The sequence below is a fragment of the Macrococcus armenti genome (assembly GCF_020097135.1).
In the GTDB taxonomy this organism is placed as follows: Bacteria; Bacillota; Bacilli; order Staphylococcales; family Staphylococcaceae; genus Macrococcoides; species Macrococcoides armenti.
This window is the reverse complement of sequence record NZ_CP083608.1, coordinates 645,699-670,562: the sequence shown is the minus strand read 5'-3', so window position 1 is coordinate 670,562 and position 24,864 is coordinate 645,699. Positions and strand designations below refer to the sequence as shown.

At 35.2% G+C, this 24,864-nt stretch carries 26 protein-coding genes; 5 read left to right on the top strand and 21 right to left on the bottom strand.

Going from position 1 to position 24,864, the window contains the following annotated elements; genetic code table 11:
- Positions 1-12: 12 nt before the first annotated feature.
- Entirely contained in the window at positions 13-792 is a 780-nt protein-coding gene (locus tag LAU42_RS03625) for a ClpXP adapter SpxH family protein (RefSeq protein ID WP_224184328.1), read from the top strand.
- Positions 793-1,050: 258 nt separating this feature from the next.
- Here LAU42_RS03625 and pepF read toward each other — a convergent pair whose 3' ends face one another.
- The 4 genes from pepF to spxA form a co-directional block, all read right to left on the bottom strand.
- Positions 1,051-2,862, bottom strand: coding sequence for an oligoendopeptidase F (gene pepF, locus LAU42_RS03620; protein WP_224184327.1), 1,812 nt, complete (start codon positions 2,860-2,862; stop codon positions 1,051-1,053).
- 36 nt (positions 2,863-2,898) lie between these two features.
- Positions 2,899-3,894 (bottom strand): competence protein CoiA, encoded by a 996-nt coding sequence (locus tag LAU42_RS03615; RefSeq protein ID WP_224184326.1) that lies wholly within the window; start codon positions 3,892-3,894, stop codon positions 2,899-2,901.
- A 65-nt stretch (positions 3,895-3,959) separates the two neighbouring features.
- Positions 3,960-4,619 carry an adaptor protein MecA gene (mecA, locus tag LAU42_RS03610; RefSeq protein WP_224184325.1) on the bottom strand — a complete coding sequence of 220 codons (660 nt, stop codon included), beginning with the start codon at positions 4,617-4,619 and terminating at the stop codon, positions 3,960-3,962.
- Between the two features lie 128 nt (positions 4,620-4,747).
- The gene (gene spxA, locus LAU42_RS03605; protein ID WP_012656519.1) at positions 4,748-5,143 is read right to left on the bottom strand and encodes a transcriptional regulator SpxA; all 396 of its coding nucleotides are present in this window, start codon (positions 5,141-5,143) and stop codon (positions 4,748-4,750) included.
- A 395-nt stretch (positions 5,144-5,538) separates the two neighbouring features.
- Here spxA and trpS point away from each other — a divergent pair, with 395 nt between their 5' ends.
- Positions 5,539-6,531: a tryptophan--tRNA ligase gene (gene trpS, locus LAU42_RS03600; RefSeq protein WP_224184324.1), complete on the top strand. Its 993-nt coding sequence runs from the start codon at positions 5,539-5,541 to the stop codon at positions 6,529-6,531.
- A 140-nt stretch (positions 6,532-6,671) separates the two neighbouring features.
- On the opposite strand, the gene LAU42_RS03595 is transcribed toward trpS, so the two are convergent.
- The 15 genes from LAU42_RS03595 to LAU42_RS03525 all read right to left on the bottom strand — a co-directional run bounded on the left by LAU42_RS03595 (position 6,672) and on the right by LAU42_RS03525 (position 19,871).
- Positions 6,672-7,475, bottom strand: coding sequence for an ABC transporter permease (locus LAU42_RS03595; protein WP_224184323.1), 804 nt, complete (start codon positions 7,473-7,475; stop codon positions 6,672-6,674).
- Positions 7,465-8,319, bottom strand: coding sequence for an ABC transporter ATP-binding protein (locus LAU42_RS03590; RefSeq protein WP_224184322.1), 855 nt, complete (start codon positions 8,317-8,319; stop codon positions 7,465-7,467). The genes LAU42_RS03595 and LAU42_RS03590 overlap by 11 nt, the downstream gene beginning before the upstream one ends.
- Before the next feature lie 28 nt (positions 8,320-8,347).
- On the bottom strand, positions 8,348-9,328 hold the full coding sequence (locus tag LAU42_RS03585; RefSeq protein ID WP_224184321.1) for an ATP-binding cassette domain-containing protein: 981 nt from the start codon (positions 9,326-9,328) through the stop codon (positions 8,348-8,350).
- Between the two features lie 54 nt (positions 9,329-9,382).
- Entirely contained in the window at positions 9,383-9,913 is a 531-nt protein-coding gene (locus tag LAU42_RS03580) for an ABC transporter ATP-binding protein (protein ID WP_224184320.1), read from the bottom strand.
- Position 9,914: 1 nt separating this feature from the next.
- A complete protein-coding gene (locus LAU42_RS03575; protein ID WP_224184319.1) occupies positions 9,915-10,166 on the bottom strand; it encodes a DUF2087 domain-containing protein in 252 nt (83 codons plus the stop codon).
- Positions 10,167-10,218: 52 nt separating this feature from the next.
- Positions 10,219-10,491 carry a hypothetical protein gene (locus LAU42_RS03570; RefSeq protein WP_224184318.1) on the bottom strand — a complete coding sequence of 91 codons (273 nt, stop codon included), beginning with the start codon at positions 10,489-10,491 and terminating at the stop codon, positions 10,219-10,221.
- 10 nt (positions 10,492-10,501) lie between these two features.
- Positions 10,502-10,645 (bottom strand): hypothetical protein, encoded by a 144-nt coding sequence (locus tag LAU42_RS03565; protein ID WP_224184317.1) that lies wholly within the window; start codon positions 10,643-10,645, stop codon positions 10,502-10,504.
- Between the two features lie 10 nt (positions 10,646-10,655).
- On the bottom strand, positions 10,656-11,573 hold the full coding sequence (opp4C, locus tag LAU42_RS03560; RefSeq protein ID WP_224184316.1) for an oligopeptide ABC transporter permease: 918 nt from the start codon (positions 11,571-11,573) through the stop codon (positions 10,656-10,658).
- A 10-nt stretch (positions 11,574-11,583) separates the two neighbouring features.
- Positions 11,584-12,549, bottom strand: coding sequence for an oligopeptide ABC transporter permease (gene opp4B, locus LAU42_RS03555; RefSeq protein ID WP_224184315.1), 966 nt, complete (start codon positions 12,547-12,549; stop codon positions 11,584-11,586).
- Positions 12,530-13,534, bottom strand: a complete 1,005-nt coding sequence (locus LAU42_RS03550) for an ABC transporter ATP-binding protein (RefSeq protein WP_224184314.1) — start codon at positions 13,532-13,534, stop codon at positions 12,530-12,532. Before LAU42_RS03550 ends, opp4B begins: the two co-directional genes overlap by 20 nt.
- The gene (locus LAU42_RS03545) at positions 13,534-14,532 is read right to left on the bottom strand and encodes an ABC transporter ATP-binding protein (RefSeq protein ID WP_224184313.1); all 999 of its coding nucleotides are present in this window, start codon (positions 14,530-14,532) and stop codon (positions 13,534-13,536) included. The genes LAU42_RS03550 and LAU42_RS03545 overlap by 1 nt, the downstream gene beginning before the upstream one ends.
- A 59-nt stretch (positions 14,533-14,591) precedes the next feature.
- Positions 14,592-16,325, bottom strand: coding sequence for an oligopeptide ABC transporter substrate-binding protein (gene opp4A, locus LAU42_RS03540; protein WP_224184312.1), 1,734 nt, complete (start codon positions 16,323-16,325; stop codon positions 14,592-14,594).
- 283 nt (positions 16,326-16,608) lie between these two features.
- Complete coding sequence (gene fabF, locus LAU42_RS03535) at positions 16,609-17,841, bottom strand: beta-ketoacyl-ACP synthase II (protein ID WP_224184311.1); 1,233 nt, start codon at positions 17,839-17,841, stop codon at positions 16,609-16,611.
- A 2-nt stretch (positions 17,842-17,843) separates the two neighbouring features.
- Positions 17,844-18,788, bottom strand: a complete 945-nt coding sequence (locus tag LAU42_RS03530; protein WP_224184310.1) for a beta-ketoacyl-ACP synthase III — start codon at positions 18,786-18,788, stop codon at positions 17,844-17,846.
- An 81-nt stretch (positions 18,789-18,869) separates the two neighbouring features.
- A complete protein-coding gene (locus LAU42_RS03525) occupies positions 18,870-19,871 on the bottom strand; it encodes a BMP family ABC transporter substrate-binding protein (protein ID WP_224184309.1) in 1,002 nt (333 codons plus the stop codon).
- Positions 19,872-19,957: 86 nt separating this feature from the next.
- Between LAU42_RS03525 and LAU42_RS03520 the strand changes: the two genes are divergently transcribed.
- Positions 19,958-20,152 (top strand): YjzD family protein, encoded by a 195-nt coding sequence (locus LAU42_RS03520; protein ID WP_224184308.1) that lies wholly within the window; start codon positions 19,958-19,960, stop codon positions 20,150-20,152.
- A gap of 39 nt (positions 20,153-20,191) precedes the next feature.
- Here the strand turns inward: LAU42_RS03520 and clpB are convergent, their stop codons facing one another.
- On the bottom strand, positions 20,192-22,774 hold the full coding sequence (clpB, locus tag LAU42_RS03515) for an ATP-dependent chaperone ClpB (RefSeq protein ID WP_224184728.1): 2,583 nt from the start codon (positions 22,772-22,774) through the stop codon (positions 20,192-20,194).
- 148 nt (positions 22,775-22,922) lie between these two features.
- Here clpB and LAU42_RS03510 point away from each other — a divergent pair, with 148 nt between their 5' ends.
- On the top strand, positions 22,923-23,618 hold the full coding sequence (locus LAU42_RS03510) for a Crp/Fnr family transcriptional regulator (RefSeq protein WP_224184307.1): 696 nt from the start codon (positions 22,923-22,925) through the stop codon (positions 23,616-23,618).
- A gap of 37 nt (positions 23,619-23,655) precedes the next feature.
- On the opposite strand, the gene LAU42_RS03505 is transcribed toward LAU42_RS03510, so the two are convergent.
- Complete coding sequence (locus tag LAU42_RS03505) at positions 23,656-23,964, bottom strand: metal-sulfur cluster assembly factor (protein WP_224184306.1); 309 nt, start codon at positions 23,962-23,964, stop codon at positions 23,656-23,658.
- An 85-nt stretch (positions 23,965-24,049) separates the two neighbouring features.
- Between LAU42_RS03505 and LAU42_RS03500 the strand changes: the two genes are divergently transcribed.
- Positions 24,050-24,862 (top strand): Cof-type HAD-IIB family hydrolase, encoded by an 813-nt coding sequence (locus LAU42_RS03500; protein WP_224184305.1) that lies wholly within the window; start codon positions 24,050-24,052, stop codon positions 24,860-24,862.
- The last annotated feature ends 2 nt before the right edge of the window (positions 24,863-24,864 follow it).

Genomic DNA, 24,864 nt, shown 5'->3' with positions numbered 1-24,864 from the left:
CAGGTGAATATTATGAACCATTTACAGCTTATTCGCGAAAATCAATTTGATCCATTGATGACTAAGAAAAAGATTGAAATTTATTCATTTTTCGATCCATTCTGTAAGGAATCGTGGCATTTAAAATCGTTACTTCGTAAGCTACAAATTGAATACAATCAGTTTATTGATATTAAGCAAATTCTACTGCCGAGTTTAAAAGTACTGACGAAATGTCAGGCACAAAGCACGACGAATGATGACAATATCGCACTTGCATTTAAAGCAGCTGAACTGCAGGGAAGAAAGAAAGCAGCACAATTTTTAAACTACATTCAGAATGCAATTATGCCGAAACAGGATATTATTACGAAAGATTTAATATTGCATTCAGCGCTTAAAGCAGGAATTGATGTTGAAGTTTTTCTGGAAGATATTAAAAGCAGTCACATCACTTCATCACTCAAGTGTGATCAGCATATCTCTAATGAAATGGACGTATCGATTACGCCAACACTCGTATTCTTCAATGAGAATTACGAAGATGAAGGATTAAAAGTGGAAGGCGTACAGAACTATCATATATATACGTATATCATTAATGAGCTGCTCGATATTCCGATTGAAAAGGAATTACCGCCGAAACTCATCGAATACATTACAGAGCAGGAACTTGTAAGTGAGTCAGAACTGGAAGTAATATATGAATGGCCAAAGCCAATATTAATGAATGAATTGCGAAAATTGAAGATGCAGCGTCTCATTGAAGATGTGCATTATGACCATGATTTATTCTGGAGAAAAGTGACTTAACAAGAAATATTGTTTCATAAAACAAGCGTGAACAATTCAATGTTCACGCTTGTTTTTATATTTAGACATAAAAAAATACCGTGTCTGAATACACGGTATTAAACAAAGGGGATGGGAGAAATCTTTCACTCAAACAAAGGGGTATGTTTGGTTTGTGAACAATTTCATGTATAAAATATAACATGTGTGATTATTTATTTCAACGATTTATATCATCGTTCACAAAATAGACATATTGTAAACGATTTCACATTCTTTTTATTTCTTTTCTGCTTTTATTAACGCTTCAAATGCATCGAGGCGCTCTTCGAATACTTTACAAGCATTTTCAATTGGTGTTTTATCATTCATATCAACACCTGCTTTTTTCAGTACTTCAATCGGATAATCAGAGCTTCCTGCTTTTAAGAATTCATTAATATACTTCTCAACAGCCGGTTTACCCTCTTCTAAAATCTTCTTACTTAACGCATATGCTGCACTGTATCCTGTTGCATATTGATATACGTAGTAATTGTAATAGAAGTGTGGAATTCTGCTCCACTCATACTGAATATAATCATCTGTAATAACAGCATCTCCGTAATACTTCTCGTTTAATTTGCGATACTCTGCGTTCAGACGTTCCGCAGTTAATGGTTCATTTTGTTCAGCGAGTGTATGAATTAAATATTCAAATTCAGCAAACATCGTCTGTCTGAACACCGTTCCTCTGAAGCCATCCAACTGATAGTTCAATAAGTATAATTTCTTCTTATCATCATCTAAATTGTTGTACATATAATCTGCAAGTAATGCTTCATTACATGTTGATGCAACCTCTGCAACAAATATTGAATATCCTGACATATTTGACGGCTGATTTTTCCTTGAGAAGTAACTATGTGCACTATGACCGAATTCATGCGTTAACGTAAATGTATTGTTTACACTGTCAGTCCAGTTCATTAAAATAAACGGATTTGTACCGAAAGTTCCAGAAGAATATGCTCCACTACGTTTCCCTTTATTTTCGTATACGTCTACCCAGCGATTCGTTAATCCTTCTTTAATGACATCTGTATATTCAGTCCCCATCGGTTCTAAACTTTTCAGCATCCATTCTTTCGCTTCTTCATAAGTAACTTCAAACTTCTCATCCTGAATGACTGGTGTATACATATCATACATATGCATTTCATCAAGTCCTAATAACTCTTTACGCAACTTCGTATAGCGATGTAATAAATGTAAATTATCATTCACCGTCTGCACTAAATTATCATATACAGATTCCGGAATATCATTGTTCGATAACGCTTGATCACGCGCACTCTTATAGTTACGTACTTTACTTGAGAATACGCTTGCCTTTACTTTACCAGATAGTGTTTGTGCTAACGTATTATTAAACTGACCGTACTTACTGTACACTTCTTTATATGCATTTTCTCTTAATACACGGTCGCTTGACTCTAAATAAGTAATATAGTTACCGTGAGATAATGGTAAGCTGTTGCCATCTTTGTCCAGTACATTATCAAACTTCAGATCTGCATTGTTAAACATACCGAATGTATTCGGTGATGCTGATAATGCTTCAGATGCTTCTGCTAATAGTTTTTCCTCTGCTTCACTTAAAACGTACGGACGTTTCTTATTAATACGTTCTAAATCGAATGCGAAACGTTTTAAACCGTCCAGCTCTGCAACGTAAGCTTTCATCGTCGCTTCATCAATGGTCATCAGTTCAGGTAACATAAAGCTCCATCTTGCACTGAACTGACTTGCTAAATTTGCAGCGCGTTGTTCAAGTGCTGTATACTTCGCATTTGAAGTATCCTGATCATGTTTTAAATGTGCGTAAACATAAACTTTTCCAAGTTGCTCATCAATTTCAGCATCTAATAATAGTGCTTTCAATAAATTTTCAGCACTGTCACCGATTTTACCTTTTACTTCTTCTTCCTTCCCAAGGTACCCTTCAAGTTTAGAAAAAGCCGCTTCCCATGCATCATCGCTTTCGAATATTGTCGTTAAATCCCATGTGTTTTCTAATTTCTGTTCATCTCTTGTAATTAATTCAGTCATCTTAATCCTCCTAAAAATAAAGTTATCTTAATTTTCTCATTTTTCAATAGATTTTGCACGCATTTGTTTCGTTATCCGATAATATTTTTCTAATATGTGATTACAAAGCGCAAAATCATGAATATAACAACGTGCTACAGGGTGAATATTAATGATTTCTAAAAACTTTTGCAATGTAAACGACTGTGTTTGTACCATACGTTCCAGCTCTAACTGCCAAAGCATTGGATGTGTATAAAGATAAAGTTGCTCCATCATCACGATACGAAACTGCAATGGTATGTCGTTATGGTGAATACGCAGCTGATATAATGCACTCAATGTTGGTTCTAATACAGAACGTTTATGTTTACAGCTTCTAATATACTGCATTGTTTCACCTTGATTTAACACGTAATCTTTGCCATTATGACATGGTGCATTGAGCGCATTTAAAAACGCATCCATTGACTCGATTTTAAGCTGCGTCACAACATACTGATTACGCCCCGTCACTTGTATGATACGCAGTGCATAAACGTCTCCAGTAGTGATATTTAGCGTAAACAGCGCGCGAGATGGATAATGAATAAGCGACTGCTGAAAATAATTTAACGTTAATACGTTGCCATTTAAATTTAAGCTATTGTAATCTGCTATCCAGCAAACATTAATATTCATTGATTGATAGCCTCGTGTTCTACTTTCAATTAAATGTGCCGGAATTGTAGATAACTGTAATTCGAGTGCAATACCTTCATGTAAATAAACATCCGGAATTTGTTCTATCTCACTTAAGTAATATTCCATGCTCGCATATTTGGAACCGAACAACGCATACAGTTTATATTTACCTTCAATATGAGCCGCCGTCTCCTTTCGGTAAATATGCGCAAAGCAATCCTTCGATTTAATATGCGCAAAGTGTGGCACATTGACATGACCACTCTTAAGCATTACTTGCTGCTGACAAACAGGACAAAAATAACGATCACTCTTATTTGCAAACTGTGCCTGTACAATTTCTCCATGAATATTCATTGCCTGTATCAAAAAAAGCACCTCCCGATAATATATATCAGGAAATGCCGTTTTTATTTATTAAATTTTCGTAAAGATTATTGATTAAAGTATTGTTTTACTTGTCGTTTCACATTATGACTCATAATAATCTTGCCGTATTCATCGAGTAATTCATGTGAAATTGACGTCTCATCTGCATATTCCAGCATGTGCGCAATATAACTATGAATTGCATCCTCTGACATATGGTCATCAAACTCAACATAGTAATAATAGTTACCTTCATACATATATAATAAATCTTCTATATCCACTTCATCATATTCATGATAACTGAATTGAATCACATCTTCTAAATCATTAAATTTAACAATAAAGAACTGTTCAGACGGCGCTTCTGCTGCACGCATCAGCAAATCTCTAATATCAGTATCATCCTGTATTGAATTATTAATAAAATCATTCACTTTCTCATCTATATTAGATGCGTTATCTTCTGGTAAATGCAGATCGTCATTTTTAGATTTCGTAACGACGATTTCGATACCTTTGTCAAAGGCATGCACTTGTATCCATAATGGACCATCAACAAAGAAGTCCTCTTCCTGATTAATTTCTTCCATCACAGACCAGAAGAACTCCTCACCTTTCTTACGGCTTGTCCACAAATCATCACGCTTAAAACCGCGTGCCTCAATATCTGTATATGTTAAATAAAATTTTAAAGTCGATTCATCGACACGTTCTATTCTCATGCGTCATGCCTCCAATCCTATGTATGAATGGTATATCCATTGTACATGAAGAAGTGATTTCCGACAATTAAACTGTTTAAGAAAAAAGAGGCCTGCATATGCAGACCTCTTCAATCCATAACAAGTGATTAATCAACCATACGTTGTGCTTCTAGTAATTGGAACGTACGCACTTTACGTGGTAAGAAACGTCTAATCTCATCTTCGTTATAGCCGACTTGTAATCGTTTCTCATCTAAAATGATCGGACGACGTAAAAGCCCTGGATTCTTCTGAATAATGTCATATAAATCTTGTAACGGTAAAGAATCAATATCTACATTTAATTTCTGGAATGTTTTAGAACGTGTAGAGATAATTTCATCTGTTCCGTCCTCAGTCATTCTTAAAATCGCTTTAATCTCATCAATTGATAAGTTTTCTGAAAAAATATTACGCTCCGTATACGGAATGTCATGTTCTTGTAACCATGCTTTCGCTTTACGGCAAGATGTGCAACTTGGTGAAGTAAATAATGTTACCATACATCTCACTCTCCTAATTGTTTAGATTTATCGGTTAGTTCTTGTTCATACGTTTATGTACTCTTTCTATATACCCGAAAAAGATTTCTTTAAACATATAATTTGACAAATCTTTAATTTATTTGTCTTTTCTAACCTGATAGTGTCATTATAATATGCAAACATTAAAATTAAATGAAAATTCTTTAAGAAATCTGTAAATTTCAAAATAAATTTCAGATTATTCACATTTTCGCCTTATTTATTTTCGATTTGCTAATTACTCTTACACTATACACCTATCAAACAATAATAACAATACGTTTTCATAATTTTTCAAAATCGTCATATTTCGAATATCAACAATTTATAGTACAATGAATAATAAATGAAGTGACAATAAAGGAGACAATACTATGGAAACATTATTTTCTGGTATACAGCCAAGCGGTGTTCCAACTATCGGAAACTATATCGGTGCACTAAAACAATTTACTGAAATTCAGAACGATTATGACTGTTATTTCTGCATCGTAGACCAGCATGCAATTACAGTCCCACAGGAAAAAGCAGCATTACGCAAAAATATACGCTCACTTGCTGCACTCTATTTAGCAAGCGGACTTGATCCAGAGAAAGTAACACTATTCATTCAATCAGAAGTGCCGGCTCATGCACAAGCCGGATGGATGTTAACAACAATATCATCTATCGGTGAATTAGAACGTATGACACAATATAAAGATAAAGCGAAAGACCGAAAAGAAGGTATACCTGCAGGATTACTTACATATCCACCACTAATGGCAGCTGATATTCTGCTATACGGAACGGATATCGTACCGGTTGGTGAAGATCAGAAACAACATTTAGAGTTAACGCGTGATTTAGCAGAACGTTTTAATGCGCGATATAATGACATCTTCACTATACCAGAAATTCGTATGCCGAAAGTCGGCGGTAGAATTATGAGCTTGCAGGAACCAACGAAGAAGATGAGTAAATCAGATAGCAATACGAAAGGCTTTATCTCACTACTCGATCCACCGAACATTGTCGCTAAAAAGATTAAATCTGCAGTTACAGATTCTGATGGTATCGTAAAATATGATAAAGAAAACAAACCTGGTATATCAAATCTCCTTAGCATCTATTCAATCTTTACAGGTAAGACAATTGCGGAACTTGAAACAATGTATGAAGGAAAAGGCTACGGTGACTTTAAATCAGACCTTGCAGATGTAATGGTTGAATTTATTACCCCGTTCCAGGAGAAATATGAGTATTATATGAATTCAGATGAACTGGATAGAATTCTGGATGAAGGTGCTGAAAAAGCACGCAGAAAGTCGTTCAAGATGTTAAAGAAAATGGAAAATGCAATGGGATTAGGAAGAAAACGCAAGTAACATAATAATATAAAAGAAAATTAACGCCCAAACCGGAAATAGTTTGGGCGTTGTATTTATATTTAGAAGAGTGTTGCACGTACCAGCGCTCATAAGTGCAGAGTTCAATCTATTCCATTGTTTGCACGAATCAAAGTTGTTTAATATTGATTCAACGACCCTTTTTTTCTAGCATAATAAGTCATTCTATTAAATGTAATGATCCCAACAGAGAAGTATAATGATGTATTAATAAACAAGCCTAATAAATCAATGTATGAAAAGGAATCATTAAATAATCCATTAATATTAATAATTCCCCACGTTATAGGTAAACACTTTGAAAAAATATCTAGCGCATAAGGTAAGTTATTTCCACTTACAAGCACTCCCGTAAAAAACAGAAATATATAATTCAATATTACTGTTATGGCAGAAATTCTTTTAAAAATAATCGATAGTCCTGCTAATAAAAATGAGAATCCATATATACCAAGCATCGTAAGTATTAAGATTATAATCATTAAAGGATTAATTAGAGGCATTAAGTTAAAATGACCTTTTATTAGATTCGGGGAAAATACAAAAATAAACAATAAAGTACCACTCGTTAAAATAATACCGCCAATTGCATCAAATATAAATGTCGCAATTGCTCTTCCCATTAACATTAGACTTAAATTTGTTTTCGTTAAGTATATTTGTTCCAGTGTGCCTAATTGCATTTCTTCCTGCAAGATAAATGTAAATATTGCGATTGCATTAATCCCGATATACCATACAAATATACCAATCAAAAGCTGTGCAACAATGTTATTATCACTACTATTTTTTATAACTACAGCATAAGTAAGCCCTGAGAATAGTATTAAATATGATATGATTTCAGCAATAGAATCCACATAATATCGCTTGAACATACCTTTAAACTTAACAAACTCTGCATATAGAATATCAGTCATCATACTCACCCATCAAATGAACAAATATCGATTTTAAATCTTGTTTCTCTGTCGTAATTTCTTTGATTTGAATATTTTGTTCAGTTGCTTTCTGTATAAATTTTGACAATTCATTCATCTCTATTCGATAGATCATATCGTCGCATATATATCCTGTTACTTTCTTATCAGTAACGATGTGAACGATACATTCATTTTGAAAAGAAGCAAACAATTCTTGTTTAGATACGTCTTTCAAAATACATCCATCCTTATATAAAATAATCTGATCAGCGAGTTGTTCCGCAACATCCATTTGATGTGTCGTTAAAATAATTGTCTTTCCTTCATTCGTCAATTTCAATAAGTATTCCATCAAATGATGTGTAGACTGCACATCTAAGCCAAGGGTAGGTTCATCAAGTATAAGGAGTTCGGGATCTCGTATCATCACAATTGCTAATGCAACTTTTTGTTGCATCCCTCTTGATAGTTCTGCAACGTAAGTAAATTTCTTATGTAATAAATCCAATGCTTCCAGCACTTCATCAATTCGATGATTCAACTGTTTTCGTTTTAATTTATTTAATTTGCCAAAATAGAACAAATTATCATACACCGTTAAATAATAATAAACGTTTCGTTCCCCTTCCAGAATACATCCTATTTGAGATAATGGATTATCACCAATATGATATTGTATCATTCCATTATCTGGAATAATCAAATCGACAAGACATTTAATTAACGTTGATTTTCCTGCACCATTTTCACCGAGCAGACAAGTTATCTTTCCTTTTTGTATATTAAAAGACACATTATTTATTGCATTTACAACTTCATTCTTGTTTTTAAATGCTTTACTCAAATTATGAACTTCCAGTGCAAACACAATGTCACCTCACCTTCAACGTTCTATTTGTAAATATTTCGACCTCTGGATCATGAGAGATTATAAAAACAATTTTGTCATGACAATATTTTAATATTGAATCAAAAATTATGTGCTGTGATTCTTTATCAATGTTACTTGTCACCTCATCTAAAATGACACAATCTACTTGTTCATGGAATAATCGTGAAATCATAATACGCTGTTTCTCCCCACCAGAGAAGTTCGTACCTTTTTCGTATATAACTTCATCTAAATTATGGTGTGCTAATACTGACTGTATTACATCCAGACCGCTCATCATATCCCAGTCAATCGCACTTTCATCCTTCCCGAATGCAATATTCTGCTTGATTGACATCGGCAATATTGAACTATCCTGTGAAAGGTAATAAATTTGTTCACGCAAACTTTGATTGTTTAAATCAGTAATATTTTGGTCATTAATCTTTAAACCTGAACATTTTCTATACTTGAGCAAACTCTTCATCAATGTACTCTTTCCGCTTCCTGAAGTACCCGTAACAAAGACGATATCGCCCTTACTGAAAGTCTCATTCACGTCGTATTGAAAAATGCGTTCACCAATTTCAACAATTGCATTTTTAATTGTTATTGTATCAATCCCATCGATGCTTTTTTGTCCATCTCTTTCAACTGAAGGGTAAATCTCATCTGTAATAAAATCGTTGGATACCTGCATATCTCGGAATTCTAAGTTAATACTTGTAAATGCCTGTAATGATACAAAGTAAATCGGTAATACAATACTCACAATCACAAGCGCACTTACTTCAGTTTGTCCTGAATAGATAAAATAAGCGAGTACAAAATACATCATATTCTGAACAAAGCTATTTAACAACTTAATTAGTAAACTCGTGCTTTGTGCGAATTTATTCACTTCTTTCATCGAGTGAAATACACGATGAACAGAAGGTCTGATTAAATTTTCTATTCGGTCATATGACGTTTGTTTTACCATATCAACATTATTGAATATACCGATGATTTCTTTATAACCGCTAGATGTCTGCTGCTACATAACTTTACTTTTTTCCATTAATTTTTTATTGATCAGCTTATATCCAAAGTAATTTACAGGAATCAGTAAAAACAAAATGACAGCTAGCCATATGTTAATTTTCAATATAATCGCAAGACAAACAAACAGAATAATGATATTGCTCATCAAACTTGTAACGCTATTTGCGATAAACATATAGAAACTGTTCACAATCATAGCAAATCGGTCAATAAGATATGTAGGTTCTTTTTGAAGTAAATCATCATAATTCATTTTATGCATCAGCCGATACATCTTATGTGTATGACTTACATTAAACACATAGGCAAAATGTTCTCTAATATACACCATTACAATTTGAATGATATAAGTGATAAACATGAATATGATGACTAACAAAAGCGTACTTTTATTGATATTATAGTTTTCTCCAAATACAGTTGTAAGGAGTAATGGTACAGATACTGTAAGCAATGCTGTTATTAAAGTAAAAATAAATGTAATAATTAAAAATTTCTTATTTTCTTTAAATAGGCCATCCACCTCACTTCACCCTTTCATAACTTTTTCCGTCATCTGTTCTTTTCAAATAACCGTAATCTACCATGTATCTTCTGATTATTGCATAATCGTCATATATGCGTTTTATCACTTCATTAATTTCTTTCTCTGTATAAGTTTTTGATGCATCAAATAACGTGACAAACCAATCAAAGAGCAGAATCTTATCTTTCTCTTTTTTAGGTATTTGTACAAGTTTATTATCTTTAAAAAATCTTAACTTTAAATCTTCCATATATACCTCCCTATAAAAATAAGCGACTGATATAATAATCAGCCGCTTGTTTTCAAAGTACTTCAACAGTAACTTCAATTTTCGCAAACTTGAAATAACTTATGAGTAACTGCTCAAGTTGAGTTTTAAACTCCAATAGAGTGGTTTCTTCAACTTCTCCATCATGATGTAAATCTATTGAAATTCTATCATCATGTATTTCATGATTTTGTAGTAGTCCTATACCTGTAACCAATGCATTTTTAAGTGCAGTTATCTGAATAACAGACGGCACAAGTAATGGATTTGAAATAATGTCATGATTTCCAGTAATAACTAATTTCAAATTATCACTCCTAAATCAACTTACGATCATGTTCAATCATTTCTTCTTCAATCTCGATCTTTCGTTCTGTGATTTCCTCTTCAGAAACTTCCTGTTCTGTCAACAGCTCGTCTTCATCGTAACGAATTTCTCTTTCATCCTGATGTTCTGTCATATTATCACCTCTATCGATTTGATTTAGGGTTCATTGCATCTTTAATACCTTCACCAATGAAGTTAATGCAAAGGATTGTTACTGTAATCGCAATCGCTGGTGGCATCCAGATCCATGGCTTACCACGAAGGATATCCCCTTCCTGCGCATCTGATAACATATTCCCCCATGTCGGTGTAGATTTATCGATACCGAATCCTAAGAAACTTAAACCTGCTTCTGCTACGATCTGTACTGCGAATAATAATGTTGCCTGTACGATAATAACGCTTAAGATGTTCGGGAATAAATGTTTGAATAAAATCTTATATGTCGGTGTTCCGATTGATTTTGCGGCTAAGAAATACTCATTTTCTTTCTCCTGCATTACTTTACCACGTACTAGCCTTGCAATTCCGACCCATGATAATGCGATTAATACCGCAGCTAAAATCATTGCTGAGCCGTATGGGTTTTTAATTTTATCGCTGAATGTTGCGTTTAATACAATTGCGAATGGTAAGAATGGGAATAACATTACGAATTCAGTGAAACGCATGAGTATCGTATCAACCCAGCCACCGTAGTATCCAGATATCATACCGATTAATACACCGATAATCAGTAATCCAACTGTCGTTACTAAACCGAAGATTAATGATACGCGTCCAGAGTATAATAGACGACTGAATATATCACGACCACCTGCATCTGTACCTAACCAATGCTCAGCACTCATATCTCCTTTGATAAGTACTAAGTTCTGTAAATTTGGATCATATGGTGCTAGTAACGGTGATAATAACGAAATAATAAAGATTGTAAATAATGTTATTAATGCACCCATTGCTACTTTATTTTTCATAAATTTTGCACGTGCGATTTGCAGAGGTGACTTTGCTACTTTTTTAGTTTTAACGTTTACTTGTTCTGTTTTAACTGTATTCATCGTCATCCTCCTAGTTACTCTTAATTCTTGGGTCTACAATACTGTATGCGATATCTGAAATTAAGTTCGCAAGTAAACCTAAGAAAGAGAAGAATAATAATAATGCCATCATTAATGGATAGTCTTTACCACTGATTGAATCTACTAATAATTTACCGATACCTGGATATGAGAAGATTGTTTCAGTAATAACTGCTCCACCAAAGATTGATAATACATCTGCACCAAAGAACGTTACGATTGGAATAATCGAGTTTCTTAAGATGTGCTTGTTGTAAATTTTTGATTTAGATAAACCTTTCGCACGTGCTGTTCTTGTGTAGTCTTTACGAGAGTTTTCAATAATGTCATTACGTAAAAATTGTACGTAACTTGCTGTTGATAATATCCCTAAAATTGTACCTGGTAAAATTGCATGATACAGTTTACTTAAGTAATACTGCATCGATCCTTCTTCAAGACCGATTGATACTGAACCAGAGAACGGGAACCATCCTAGTTGGAATGCAAATACATAAATCGCAAATACACCTGCAACGAACGATGGTACTGCAAGCATTAAGTAGTTAAAAAACTGTATCGCATAATCGATAAATGTATAAGGCTTTCTACCTGAAAGTATACCTAGCGGAAACGCGATTAAATAAGTAATGATAAGTGTTACAACACCTAATAAAATCGTGTTTGGCATTCTTTCTTTAATTAAATCCATTACTGGACGTTTATAACGGATAGAATCTCCTAAATCTCCTTTAAGAACATTTTGTCCCCATTTCATGTACTGAACATGAATCGGATCATTTAATCCTAATTTTTCACGTTGCTCTTCAATATATCCAGATTTCGCATTTTTCGGATCCATCATTCCAGTGAAAGCATCACCTGGCTGTAATTTAGAAATCCCAAAAATAACGATAGATGTTAAGAATAATAATGGAATCATCAATAATAAACGTCTAATGATTAACTGAATCATCTACGACACTCCCTTCTTCAAGTAAGATACAAGAAGCAAAATGACGTTCACTCACTTGAACACTTCTTGGTTTAATTGTCTTACATTCCGCTTTAGCAACCGGACATCTCGTATGGAACGGACATCCTGTCGGCGGATCAGCTGGTGAAGGGAGATCCCCTTTTAATATGATACGTTCTTTACGTTTTTCAGGATCAATTTCAGGAATTGCTGAAATTAATGCTTTCGTATATGGGTGCTGAGGGTTACTGTAAACTTCATCAGCAGGACCTTGTTCTACGATATGCCCAAGATACATTACGCCAATATAATCACTCACGTGTTTTACGACACTTAAGTCATGGGCAATGAATAAATAGCTTAAATTAAATTCTTTCTGAAGGTCGTCCATAATGTTTAATACTTGAGATTGAACTGACACGTCAAGGGCACTAACCGGTTCATCTGCGATAATCAGTTTTGGTTTAAGTGCAAGTGCACGTGCAATACCAATCCTTTGACGCTGACCTCCAGAGAATTCATGTGCATATCGATAATAAGCATCTTCATTTAAGCCAACGCGATTTAATAAATCTTTTACTTCATCTTCAATTTCACTCATCTTTTTACCGTAATAATTGCGAATCGGCTCACCTACAATATCTCCAACCATCTGCATTGGATTAAGTGACGCATAAGGATCCTGGAACACCATCTGGAAGCCTTTACGTGCTTCACGAAGTTCTTTTCCTTTAAGCTTTGTAATATCCTGTCCAAGGAAATTAATTGTTCCATCCGTCGCATCATGTAATCTTAATATTGTACGTCCGGCTGTTGACTTACCACAACCAGATTCACCAACAAGACCCATCGTTTCTCCTTCAAGGATTTTAAACGAGATGCCGTCAACAGCTTTAACGTGACCGATCGTACGTTTGAAGAATCCACCTTTAATCGGGTAATGCTGTTTTAAATCTTTAACTTCCAGAATCGTCTTTTTTTCCATTACTTCACGACCTCCTCTTTAACGTCATTATAAAGATGACAATATGCAACATGACCATCTTCAAATTCAGACGCTTTAGGAGTAGTTGTATAGCAATGATCCATTGCAAATGGACATCTCTCAGCAAAACGACATCCGTCTGTTCTTAATTCTGTGATGGAAGGCACAATACCTTTAATTGTTTCAAGACGCTCAACTTCTTCGTCTAACTTCGGAATTGATTTAAGTAATAATTGTGTGTATGGATGTTTCGGGTTTTTAAATACTTCTGAAACTTTCGCTTTTTCAATAATACGACCAGCATACATTACCGCAACCGTATCACACACTTCTGATATAACACCTAAATCATGAGAAATAAAAATAATAGACATTTCAGTTTTAGTTTGAACATCTTTTAACAACTCTAATATTTGAGCTTGAACCGTTACGTCTAAAGCTGTAGTCGGCTCATCTGCAATTAATAAACTTGGCATACATGAAATGGCAAGCGCAATCATAACACGCTGACGCATACCACCTGATAGTTGATGGGGGTATTCATCAACTATTTTTTCCGCACGAGGAATTCCAACTTGTCTTAATAATTCTATTGCACGTTCACGCGCCTGCTGTTTATCTAATTTCAGATGCAGCTGAATCATTTCAATCAACTGATTACCGATCGTAAATACTGGGTTAAGTGAAGTCATTGGCTCCTGGAAAATCATCGAGATTTCTTTACCACGAAATTTATTGATTTCCTGTTCTGATTTTTCTTCAATATTTTCGCCTTTATAAATAATTTCTCCACCTGAAATTCTTGAGATTTTCTCTGGAAGAAGTTTCATAAGAGACATACTTAATACTGATTTACCACAACCAGATTCTCCTACGATCCCCATTACTTCACCACGGTCAATCGTGAATGATACACCGTCAACCGCATTATAAAATTCGCCCTTTATATCGAATCCAACTTTTAGATCATTAACTTCTATAATTCTTCTTTCGCTCATATGCTTCCACCTTCATTCTTTCTTGAAAAAAACCTCGATATGATCGAGGTTTTAATCATTTATTTTTTGTCTTCAACAGCCCACTCGTAAATTGGGTTAGTACCTTTAAGTGATACTTCATAGTTTTTAACTCGATCATTAACAACTGTAGTATCAACCAATTCAGCAACTGGAATTACTGGTAATTCTTTATTCATTAATTGTTGCCATTTCACGTATAAATCTTTACGTTTTTCTTTATCTGTACCAACTTTATCGAAGTCTAATGCGTCATCTAATAACTTATCAGCTTCTGGATTGTTGTAGCGTGACTCATTCCATAATGCATCTGAACGGTATAATCCAGATGGGTCTGGGTCAGCACCTTGAGACCAGCTACGGAAGTATACTTCCATGCTCTTATCAGCATTTTCTAAGTCAGTTCCAAATTTACCGAACTCTACCATTTGTACTTTTGTTTTTAAACCAACTTTTTCCCAGTACCCTTTTAATGCTGCAGTACGTGGTTCGAATGTTGGGTTAGAACCTGCATAGTGTTTCAAGTTCACTTCAAACGGCTTACCTTGAGGATCTTCACGGAATCCGTCGCCATCTTTATCTTTGTAACCAGCTTCATCAAGTAACTTTTCAGCTTCTTTCGGATCATATTTGTAATCATCTAATTGATCTTTATCAGCTGCTACCCAGTGTTCTGAAGGAATTAAACCATTGATTTTCTCACCATAACCATACAAGAATGCTTTGATCCATTCATCTCGGTTAATTGCATGTGCCATTGCTTTACGTAATTTCAAGTCTTGATATTTCGGACGTTCTTTACCAATCTTTAATGCTTTCTTATCGAAATCATTTAATACGAATCCGATAATCATGTAGCTTACAGAAGGAGATTCTAATACTTGAAGTTTTTCATTTCCAGACTCTTTAACTTCTTTTGCGATTGGTGCAGTAACTGAAGCCATATCAACTTCTCCACTTTCTAAAGCTTGTACTAATGAAGTTTGTTCTACAACGCGTAAATTAATTTTATCTAGTTTAGGTTCACCTTGCCAGTAGTCTTTAAACTTTTCAAATTCTACAGACTCACCGTCAACGATTTTCTTAACTTTGAATGGCCCGATACCGATAGGGTTTTTACGAACCTCAGCTGATTTCGCCATATCTTTTACTGGAATATCTTTGAATACTTTTTCACTGATTGGAGCTGATGTCCATAAGTTTAATAAGTTGTTAACTTTTTTCTTTTCGAAAGTGATTTCTGCAGTGTAGTCATCAATTTTCTTAATACCTGAAACTTTGTCTGCTTTACCTTCGTGTTTCGCTTGTGCACCTTGAACATCTTGTACACCAGTGTAACGTGGACCGTCATAGTCTTTATCCGCTAATGTTTCTAAAGTGAAGATCCAGTCGTTAATTGTAAGTTCATTACCATCGTGCCATTTAACGCCTTTTTTCAGTTTGAATTCGTAAGTTTTTCCGTCCCCTTTATCTTTCCATGAAAGTAAGTAAGGTTTCATTTCTAACTCATCATCATAATCTACTAATCCGTCGTTAAAGTAACTGATTACTCTAGAATCTACTTCACTGCCTGCAAAGATTGACTGGAAGTTACCTTCAGGAGCAGCATCTAAAGCTACATTTAAAGTTCCGCCTTTAGCATCACTTTTTTCAGTCTTACCACTTTTAGCACCCGTTTTACCTGTGTCTTCCGTTTTCTTACCGCCACCACAAGCAGCAAGTACTAAGACTAAAGCTAACATTAATACACTAAAAAACTTAAACTTCTTCTTCATGATATACCCCCCATATTTGAATTAAAGTTGGAATCTATACTTATCGTTTTAGATTTTCCATTATATGAATAATTATTATATTCATATAATGGAAAATCCGAATTAATAATGTACGAATTCCGATATATTTATGAACTTAAATAAATTATATTGATTTCAGACAATTCTGTCAACGTAATTTTTCAGATTTTTTTAACTTTTTGTTTATATAATATATACATTTGTGTTTTTTATACACTATTAAAAAATAGTAGTGGAATATTCCACTACTATAATATTAATATTACTTAAATTTCTTCAAAACTAATACTGCATTATGACCGCCGAACCCTAAACTGTTCGTCATCGCATATTCAAGTTCACGCACAACAGATTTTTCTGGAACATAATTCAGATCAAGTTCAGCATCAGGTGTCGCCTGATGTATTGTTGGCGGAATCTGGCTCGTCTCTAGCGCTAATGCTGTAATAATTGTTTCTACAGCACCTGTTGCACCGAGTAAGTGCCCTGTCATAGATTTCGTTGATGACACAAGTAAGTCATTCGCCGCTTCACCGAAAGTTGATTTAATCGCCAACGTCTCATATAAGTCTCCAATCGGTGTACTCGTTCCGTGTGCATTTAAATAGCCGACTTGATGTGGTTCTATGCCTGCATCGTTAAGTGCCATCTTCATCGTACGTGCACCACCTTCACCATTTGGTGCTGGTGCAGTAATATGATGTGCATCCCCATTATTTCCATAACCTACGACTTCTGCGTATATATGCGCACCACGTGCTAATGCATGTTCTAGTTCTTCAAGAACAACGACACCTGCACCTTCACCCATAATAAATCCATCTCGACCTTCCTGAAATGGTCTGCATGCTGTTTCTGGATCGTCGTTTGTACTCAATGCTTTATTCGCACTGAATCCAGCGATGCTTAATCGTGTAATCGGGGCTTCAGCACCTCCTGCAAACATTACATCTGCATCTCCGTACTGTATAATACGCGTTGCATCTCCAATAGAGTTTGTGCCTGTCGCACATGCAGTTACTGTACAACCATTCGGTCCTTTAGCACCCAGTGCGATAGATACTTGTCCTGCTGCCATATCCGGAATTAGCATCGGTACGAAAAATGGACTAACGCGTCTCGGCCCTTTTTCAGTCATTGTTGCATACGCCATTTCAAATGTTTCCATTCCACCAATACCTGAACCGATCCATACACCAACACGATCACTGTTTGCATCTGTAATTTCAAGTTTTGAATCATTATATGCCTGTTTTGCTGCTACAACAGCATATTGCGTAAAGCGATCCATTCTACGCGCTTCTTTTTTATCCATATAATCTTCTATATTAAAGTTTTTTAATTCACCTGCAACTTTAACGTTTAAATCGCTCGTATCGATACGTGTAATTGTATCAATACCATTTTTACCTCTTAATGCATTTGTAAATGTCGTATGTGCATCATTTCCGATTGGTGTTAAAGCACCAATACCTGTAATTACTACTCTTCTCATATTTAATCCTCCTGACCCCACTTTAACAGTACAGCACCAAAAGTTAATCCTCCGCCAAATCCTGTTAATATGAGTGTATCTCCATTTTTAATTTTATTTAAACTTCTTTCGTATGCAATCGACAACGGAATACTTGCTGCTGACGTGTTTCCATATCGATCTAACGTTATGCTGACTTGTGACGGTTTTAGTCCGAGTCTTGTTCTTGCTGCTTCTATTATTCTTGTGTTGGCCTGATGCGGAATGAGCATATCAATATCAGAAGCTGTCATATTTGCTTTATCCATTACACTTCTTGATTGTTCTTCTAATATGCGTACTGCAAACTTAAATACTTCCCGACCTTTCATCTTCATATAAGAAGTTTCTGCATCATCATATAAGTGCATACCACCGCTACCATCACTACCCCAACTATAGGACAGTATTCCGTATGTATCACTCACTTGACTTACAATGACTGCACCAGCTCCATCACCAAATAGTACTGCAGTGTTGCGGTCATCCATATCTGTTATTTTTGTAAGTTTGTCTGCACCGACAACAAGTACATTACGATAATTCCTCGATTCAATAAATTGTTTCGCCGTAATTAATGCGTAAATGAATCCTGTACAAGCTGCAAGCTGATCCATTGCGGGAATTTTATTCAATTTCAGGCGATGCTGCAATTGGCATGCAACAGAAGGAAAATGATGTTCACCTGTTGAAGTTGCAACGATGATTAAGTCAATATCTTCATGCGCTATTTGTGCATCTTTAATCGCTTCTAATGATGCTTTATAAGCCATATCGGTTACAGTTTCATCTCCTGCAAACCTTCTCTCTTCAATTCCAGTTCTAGTTGTAATCCATTCATCTGAAGTTTCGAGGTAGCGCTCAAAATAATGGTTATCTATAATTGTATCCGGTACATAAGTTCCGAGACCAATGATTCCTGCTTTCATTCCAGCACCTACTTATATCTACTTTTATTATCTGGTACTAATTTATCACAAATTAAAAAACACTTCAATATAGAAGTGTTTTTATTCTTCAGTTAAATAAGCTTCATTGCTGTACAGTGGCGGTCGTTTTTTATTCGGTAACACATTTGTAGCTTTGTATGTGCGAATGCCTTCTTCCAGCTTATCTATAAATTGTTTATCTACCGTACTGGATATACCTGTTAAATCTGTAATATCATCTTTCATTCCATATAGCTTATTACCACCTTTTAACCGTTGCTCATAATAATCATCTGCAATATCCGAATAAAGTTTTGAAATATTCTGTGTCGTACTTCCTATTACAAAGTCACCTAAATAACGCTGATCAGAAATATAGCCAATCGCTTTTTTTTGATTTACTTTTACGACTTCCATAACATCACGATTCGTTCCATCAGCAGCTGGATAAATAACATCTGCATCGTCTTTTTTTATAAGGTCAAGCGTAAACTGCTGGGCATCCCGACTGTATCCCCATGTATTGACATATCGCGTGAAAACTTTCGTAGCTTTATGTTCGTGTTTTGCGCCATCAATAAATCCTTCAATCTCAGGCTGTCCTTTAAATGCACCAACGACTCCGAGTACTTTTGATTTTGATTCATGTGCTGCAAGCATCCCTCCAAAAAAGCCCATCGCATATCCTTCGATATTAAGTGCTGATACATTCTTCGCTTTACTTTCACCATTTAAAAATACGAAATGCATTTTCGGATATTTTTTTGCAGCTTTATTAAAGATATTCTGAAATTCTGAACCTTGTCCATACACAATACTGACATCACGTGCTGCAAATTGAGCGATTGCATTCATAATCGCCTGATCCGACTTTAAGTTTTCCTGAATAAAAAAATTTGTATCATACATCTGAATAATATTTAATACACCTTTATATCCTTCAGTTCCCCAAGTCTGGTCATGAATAGATTTAGTAGATAAATATCCAACAATTTTAATCTCCTGTTGTTTCGGTAAGAAAGAATAAATGCAAAGTGATACAAGTGCTATAACAATTAACAGTAATGTAATTTTATATTTCATAAGTGCCACCTTTCTAAATTAAGGTATACATTTTGTGTTTACTCTTTTATAATAAACTATATATAACAAAGTTGGGGGAAAATTATATGAATTATATTTTTACTTTTGTCTGGGCATTCATTCTCGTTCAAATGATTAACTTCGTTTTAATGAGTTTAGGTGGCGGACAGGATCTTAACTTACCATTTGCTTCTATTATGGGTGTAATCGTTGGTGTACTTGCAATTGTAATTGCAAACATTATTCCGAACGAACCAATCCCACATCATGAAGAGCACTAATTTAAAAAAGCACCAGATTTATGAATCTGGTGCTTTTTATTATGCTTTAAATGTAATTTCATCATCAGTGCGGTCTATCGTGATTTCAGTTCCTTCAGCGTAATCTTCCTTAATCAGAAGTTTTGCAAGTGGTGTTTCGATTTCTTTTTGTACGAATCTTTTTAACGGACGTGCACCGAACTGTGGTTCATAAGCTGTATCTGCAATCCAAGTTTTTACCGCATCCGTTAAGTGAACATGTACGCCGTTATTCATTAATCGAATATTTAGCTGATTCACAATCTTATCGACGATAAATGTCATATCATTTCGAGATAATGGTTTAAACATAATGATATCATCCATACGATTTAATATTTCTGGTTTAAAGTATTGATGTAACGCAGCAGTCACATTATTTCTTGCTTCCTCAGTAATCTCGCCATTTTCAATACCATCCAGTAAATATTGCGAACCGATATTACTCGTCATAATCACGATTGTGTTCTTGAAGTCTACGTTACGACCTCTCGAGTCCGTCAGACGTCCTTCATCCAGTAGTTGGAGCAGCACATTAAATACATCGCTATGTGCTTTTTCAATCTCATCCAGTAATAGCACAGTATACGGATTTCTTCGCACTGCTTCAGTAAGTTGTCCACCTTCTTCGTGACCTACATATCCAGGAGGTGCCCCGATTAAACGGCTGACAGAATGTTTCTCCATGTACTCACTCATATCTATTCTGACCATATGTTTCTCAGAATCAAATAATGTACTTGCAAGTGCTTTGGCAAGTTCCGTTTTACCGACTCCTGTAGGTCCTAAAAATAAGAAACTACCTATCGGACGATTTGGATCTTTAATACCGGCACGTGCACGAATAACTGCATCTGATACTAAATCAACTGCTTCATCCTGACCGACAACACGTTCATGCAGAATATTTGAAAGTCGTAATAGTTTATCCTTTTCAGATTCTACGAGTTTATTTACAGGAATACCTGTCCATTGTGATACGATATAGCCAATTTCTTCTTCTGTAACAACTTCACGAATGAGACGATCTGTATCTTTCGTTTCATCCAGCAGTTGTGCTTCTAAGTCTGATAATTCTTTCTCAATTGCCGGAATCTTCGCGTACTGTAGTTCAGATGCTTTTTCTAAATCATAGTTACTTTGTGCATCTTCTAACTGTTTACGGTAATCATCGAGTTCAGCACGTTTATTCTGTACGACGCTAATTTGTTCTTTTTCTTTTCCAACTTTAGCTGTTAACATTTGCTGACGTTCTTTTTCATCTGCAAGTTCTTTTTGGAGTTCATGTAATCTTGCTTCTGACTTTGCATCACTTTCATGCTTTAATGCTTTCTCTTCAATTTCAAGTTGTAATACTCTTCTGTTTACAGCATCCAGCTCAGTCGGATTAGAGCCCATCTCTGTGCGAATCGTTGCACACGCCTGGTCAACGAGATCAATAGCTTTATCAGGTAAAAAGCGATCTGTAATATATCGATCTGATAATTCAGCGGCAGCAACGAGTGCATTGTCCTGAATACGCACACCGTGATGTACTTCGTAACGTTCCTTTAAGCCACGTAATATCGAAATTGTATCTTCTAAATCCGGTTCCTTAACATTTACTTTCTGGAAACGACGTTCAAGCGCTGAATCTTTCTCAATGTATTCACGATATTCATTCAATGTCGTTGCTCCGATGCAATGCAGTTCACCGCGTGCCAGCATCGGTTTTAACATATTACCGGCATCCATCGCACCATCTGTTTTCCCTGCACCAACGAGCATATGAATCTCATCGATGAATAATAAAATTTTACCGTCAGATTCCTTAACTTCCTTCAGCACTGCTTTTAAACGTTCCTCAAATTCTCCACGGAACTTCGCACCGGCAACGAGTGCTGATAAATCAAGTTCAAATATCGTTTTATCTAATAAACTATCTGGTACGTCACGCTTCACGATACGTTGTGCAAGCCCTTCTACAATTGCTGTCTTACCAACACCAGGTTCCCCGATTAATATTGGATTGTTTTTCGTTTTACGGCTTAAAATTCGTATTGTATTGCGAATTTCATCATCACGACCGATAACCGGATCCATCTTACCGTTACGCACCTCTTCAACGAGATCGCGTCCATATTTCTTCAATACTTCATACTGAACTTCTGGATTTTGTGTTGTCACATGATTTCCCCCTCTTATATTCATTATAATTTCTTTAATTACTTCACTTTTATTCCCTACAAAGTTACGCGTTAATTCATGAACTTCAGTTGCACCAAGAATAAGATGCTCAGCTGAAATAAATTCATCATTCATCTCTTTCATAAGCGTTTCTGCTTTATTAATTAAAGCGCCAAGATTATTGCCGACGTATTGACCATACTGAACATTTCCCTCTACGCGCGGCATTTTTTCTAAAGCTGACTGCAGTATTGATTTATAAGATTTAATATTTAAGTTTGCACGTTCAAATACTGTATTCAGCATACTGTCTGCTGTATTTACGAAATACAGCAATACATGTTCTGTTTCAATCGCCTGTAATTTATCGTCTTTAGCCATTTGCTGTGCTTGTTCTAAAGCACTTTGTACATTATATGTCATTTGCTCTATATTCAATTTACTCACCTCTGTTTGACCTTCTTTGACTATAGTTTAATTATAAATCGAATGACGTCATAATACAAATATAACGAATCTTAACATTCTTAAAAATTTCTTATGTTATAATATATATAAAACTACGTAACGACTGAAGGTGAGTAAAATGGTTCAATCTGCATTTCATGAAGCAACTAGTATCGTCAATTTTATAATGGAAGAAGGAAAGATAGAAACGTTCGATGCGAATCAGTATATCTTTCAGGCAGAAGATCCAATTGACTCAATATATGTAATCGGAAGCGGAAATGTTGTAATACACCGCGTACTTGAAGATGGCAAGGAATTTAATTTAAAACTGCTAGGGCGCCGTAACATATTCGGGGTGAACACGCTGTTTTGTGGTACGAAATATCACGCATTATTTGCTAAAACAAAAAGCAGAACGACTGTTTATAAGCTGGATATCGCAACATTTGAAAGTGCGATACTAAATGATGAAGTATTGAACTATGAGTGGCTGCTCTTCATTCAGAACGAAAACGAAAAGCAGGAATATAAATTACGCGACTTATATACTTTAGGGAAAAAAGGTGCTGTATACTCAACGCTTATCCGCTTAACGAATACATACGGTGTTCAAACAGATGAAGGCATAAAACTTAATATCGATCTTACAAATAATGAACTTGCGAATTTCGGTGGCACTACGCGTGAAGGTGTAAACCGTATTATTAGCGAACTCAAACAAAAGAATATAATAGAAACGAACGGTAAGAAAATCATCATAAAAGATATTCAATATTTAAAAGATAAAATAAACTGTGAGCACTGTCCGATCAATATATGCCGAATTGAATAAACAAACGTCCGAACAATTTTATGTTCGGACGTTTCTATTAGCTGACACCTAATGCGATTTTCGCATAACGGCTCATCATATCTTTATTCCATACTGGATTCCATACGATATTTACTTCTGTTTCTTTAATTTCAGGTAATTCACCTAATGCAGTTTTCACCTGATCAATAATTTGAGGTCCCATCGGGCAACCCATTGATGTCAATGTCATTTCTACTGTACATAAACCATCATCATCCATATCTACATGATACACTAATCCTAAATTTACGATATCTATTCCAAGTTCAGGGTCGATAACGTTCTCAAGTGCACCCATAATACTATCTTTCATAGCTTCTTCCATTTGTATCACCTCTAAGTTTATTATACACTTACTATATCAGAAATCATTAAACATATAAACGAAATACAACTAAAGGAGTAATATAATGGAACAACATTTAATCTGTCTCGATCTTGACGGGACGTTATTAAATAGCAAGCAGGAAATCACACCTTTGACGAAAAAGGTTATCGAAATATTACAGGCACAAGGGCATAAATTTATTATTTCTACAGGACGTCCGTATCGTGCAAGTCAAATTTATTATAACGCGCTCAATTTAGATACACCGATTGTAAATTTCAATGGTGCATTCGTTCATCATCCGTGTGATATGAATTTCGAAACGTTTCATGAAACGCTTGATTTAGATGTGTCACGTGATATTTTTGCAAAAATCCCTCACCTTAATATAAAAAACATTGTCGCTGAAATTAAAGACCGCGTGTTTTTACATTATCACGACGAGTACTTATTTGAAGGTTTCAGCATGGGCAACCCTATCATTAAAATTGGAGATTTACTAGACAGCATTCAGGAACCCCCAACAACTATACTGATACAAGCAGAAGAAAAAGAAATTCCGAATATATACAAACACTTTGATGAAATCTATGCTGACCATCTTGAACATCGACGCTGGGGTGCACCATTCCCAGTTATTGAAATCGTAAAAAAAGGGATTAATAAAGCAGTCGGAGTTAAACTTTGCCACGAATACTTAAACATTAAACAGGAAAATGTCATTGCATTCGGTGATGAAGATAATGATAATGAAATGATTCGCTATGCAGGTACTGGTGTTGCAATGGGCAATGCCATCGATGAGTTAAAAACAATTGCAAACCATGTGACAGATACAAACAATGAAGATGGTATTGCTAAGTATTTAATTCAATACTTTAATCTGGAGGTGTAAGT

What these genes read in the sequence shown, in the direction of transcription:
- opp4B (WP_224184315.1), bottom strand. Translation starts at nt 12,549, where the DNA reads ATGATTCAGTTAATCATTAGACGTTTATTATTGATGATTCCATTATTA.
- LAU42_RS03545 (WP_224184313.1), bottom strand. Translation starts at nt 14,532, where the DNA reads ATGAGCGAAAGAAGAATTATAGAAGTTAATGATCTAAAAGTTGGATTC.
- LAU42_RS03575 (WP_224184319.1), bottom strand. Translation starts at nt 10,166, where the DNA reads ATGGAAGATTTAAAGTTAAGATTTTTTAAAGATAATAAACTTGTACAA.
- LAU42_RS03530 (WP_224184310.1), bottom strand. Translation starts at nt 18,788, where the DNA reads ATGAAAGCAGGAATCATTGGTCTCGGAACTTATGTACCGGATACAATT.
- opp4C (WP_224184316.1), bottom strand. Translation starts at nt 11,573, where the DNA reads ATGAATACAGTTAAAACAGAACAAGTAAACGTTAAAACTAAAAAAGTA.
- pepF (WP_224184327.1), bottom strand. Translation starts at nt 2,862, where the DNA reads ATGACTGAATTAATTACAAGAGATGAACAGAAATTAGAAAACACATGG.
- LAU42_RS03550 (WP_224184314.1), bottom strand. Translation starts at nt 13,534, where the DNA reads ATGGAAAAAAAGACGATTCTGGAAGTTAAAGATTTAAAACAGCATTAC.
- LAU42_RS03585 (WP_224184321.1), bottom strand. Translation starts at nt 9,328, where the DNA reads ATGGTAAAACAAACGTCATATGACCGAATAGAAAATTTAATCAGACCT.
- LAU42_RS03625 (WP_224184328.1), top strand. Translation starts at nt 13, where the DNA reads ATGAACCATTTACAGCTTATTCGCGAAAATCAATTTGATCCATTGATG.
- LAU42_RS03520 (WP_224184308.1), top strand. Translation starts at nt 19,958, where the DNA reads ATGAATTATATTTTTACTTTTGTCTGGGCATTCATTCTCGTTCAAATG.
- fabF (WP_224184311.1), bottom strand. Translation starts at nt 17,841, where the DNA reads ATGAGAAGAGTAGTAATTACAGGTATTGGTGCTTTAACACCAATCGGA.
- spxA (WP_012656519.1), bottom strand. Translation starts at nt 5,143, where the DNA reads ATGGTAACATTATTTACTTCACCAAGTTGCACATCTTGCCGTAAAGCG.
- LAU42_RS03595 (WP_224184323.1), bottom strand. Translation starts at nt 7,475, where the DNA reads ATGATGACTGATATTCTATATGCAGAGTTTGTTAAGTTTAAAGGTATG.
- mecA (WP_224184325.1), bottom strand. Translation starts at nt 4,619, where the DNA reads ATGAGAATAGAACGTGTCGATGAATCGACTTTAAAATTTTATTTAACA.
- opp4A (WP_224184312.1), bottom strand. Translation starts at nt 16,325, where the DNA reads ATGAAGAAGAAGTTTAAGTTTTTTAGTGTATTAATGTTAGCTTTAGTC.
- trpS (WP_224184324.1), top strand. Translation starts at nt 5,539, where the DNA reads ATGGAAACATTATTTTCTGGTATACAGCCAAGCGGTGTTCCAACTATC.
- LAU42_RS03565 (WP_224184317.1), bottom strand. Translation starts at nt 10,645, where the DNA reads ATGACAGAACATCAGGATGAAAGAGAAATTCGTTACGATGAAGACGAG.
- LAU42_RS03525 (WP_224184309.1), bottom strand. Translation starts at nt 19,871, where the DNA reads ATGAAATATAAAATTACATTACTGTTAATTGTTATAGCACTTGTATCA.
- LAU42_RS03500 (WP_224184305.1), top strand. Translation starts at nt 24,050, where the DNA reads ATGGAACAACATTTAATCTGTCTCGATCTTGACGGGACGTTATTAAAT.
- LAU42_RS03505 (WP_224184306.1), bottom strand. Translation starts at nt 23,964, where the DNA reads ATGGAAGAAGCTATGAAAGATAGTATTATGGGTGCACTTGAGAACGTT.
- LAU42_RS03510 (WP_224184307.1), top strand. Translation starts at nt 22,923, where the DNA reads ATGGTTCAATCTGCATTTCATGAAGCAACTAGTATCGTCAATTTTATA.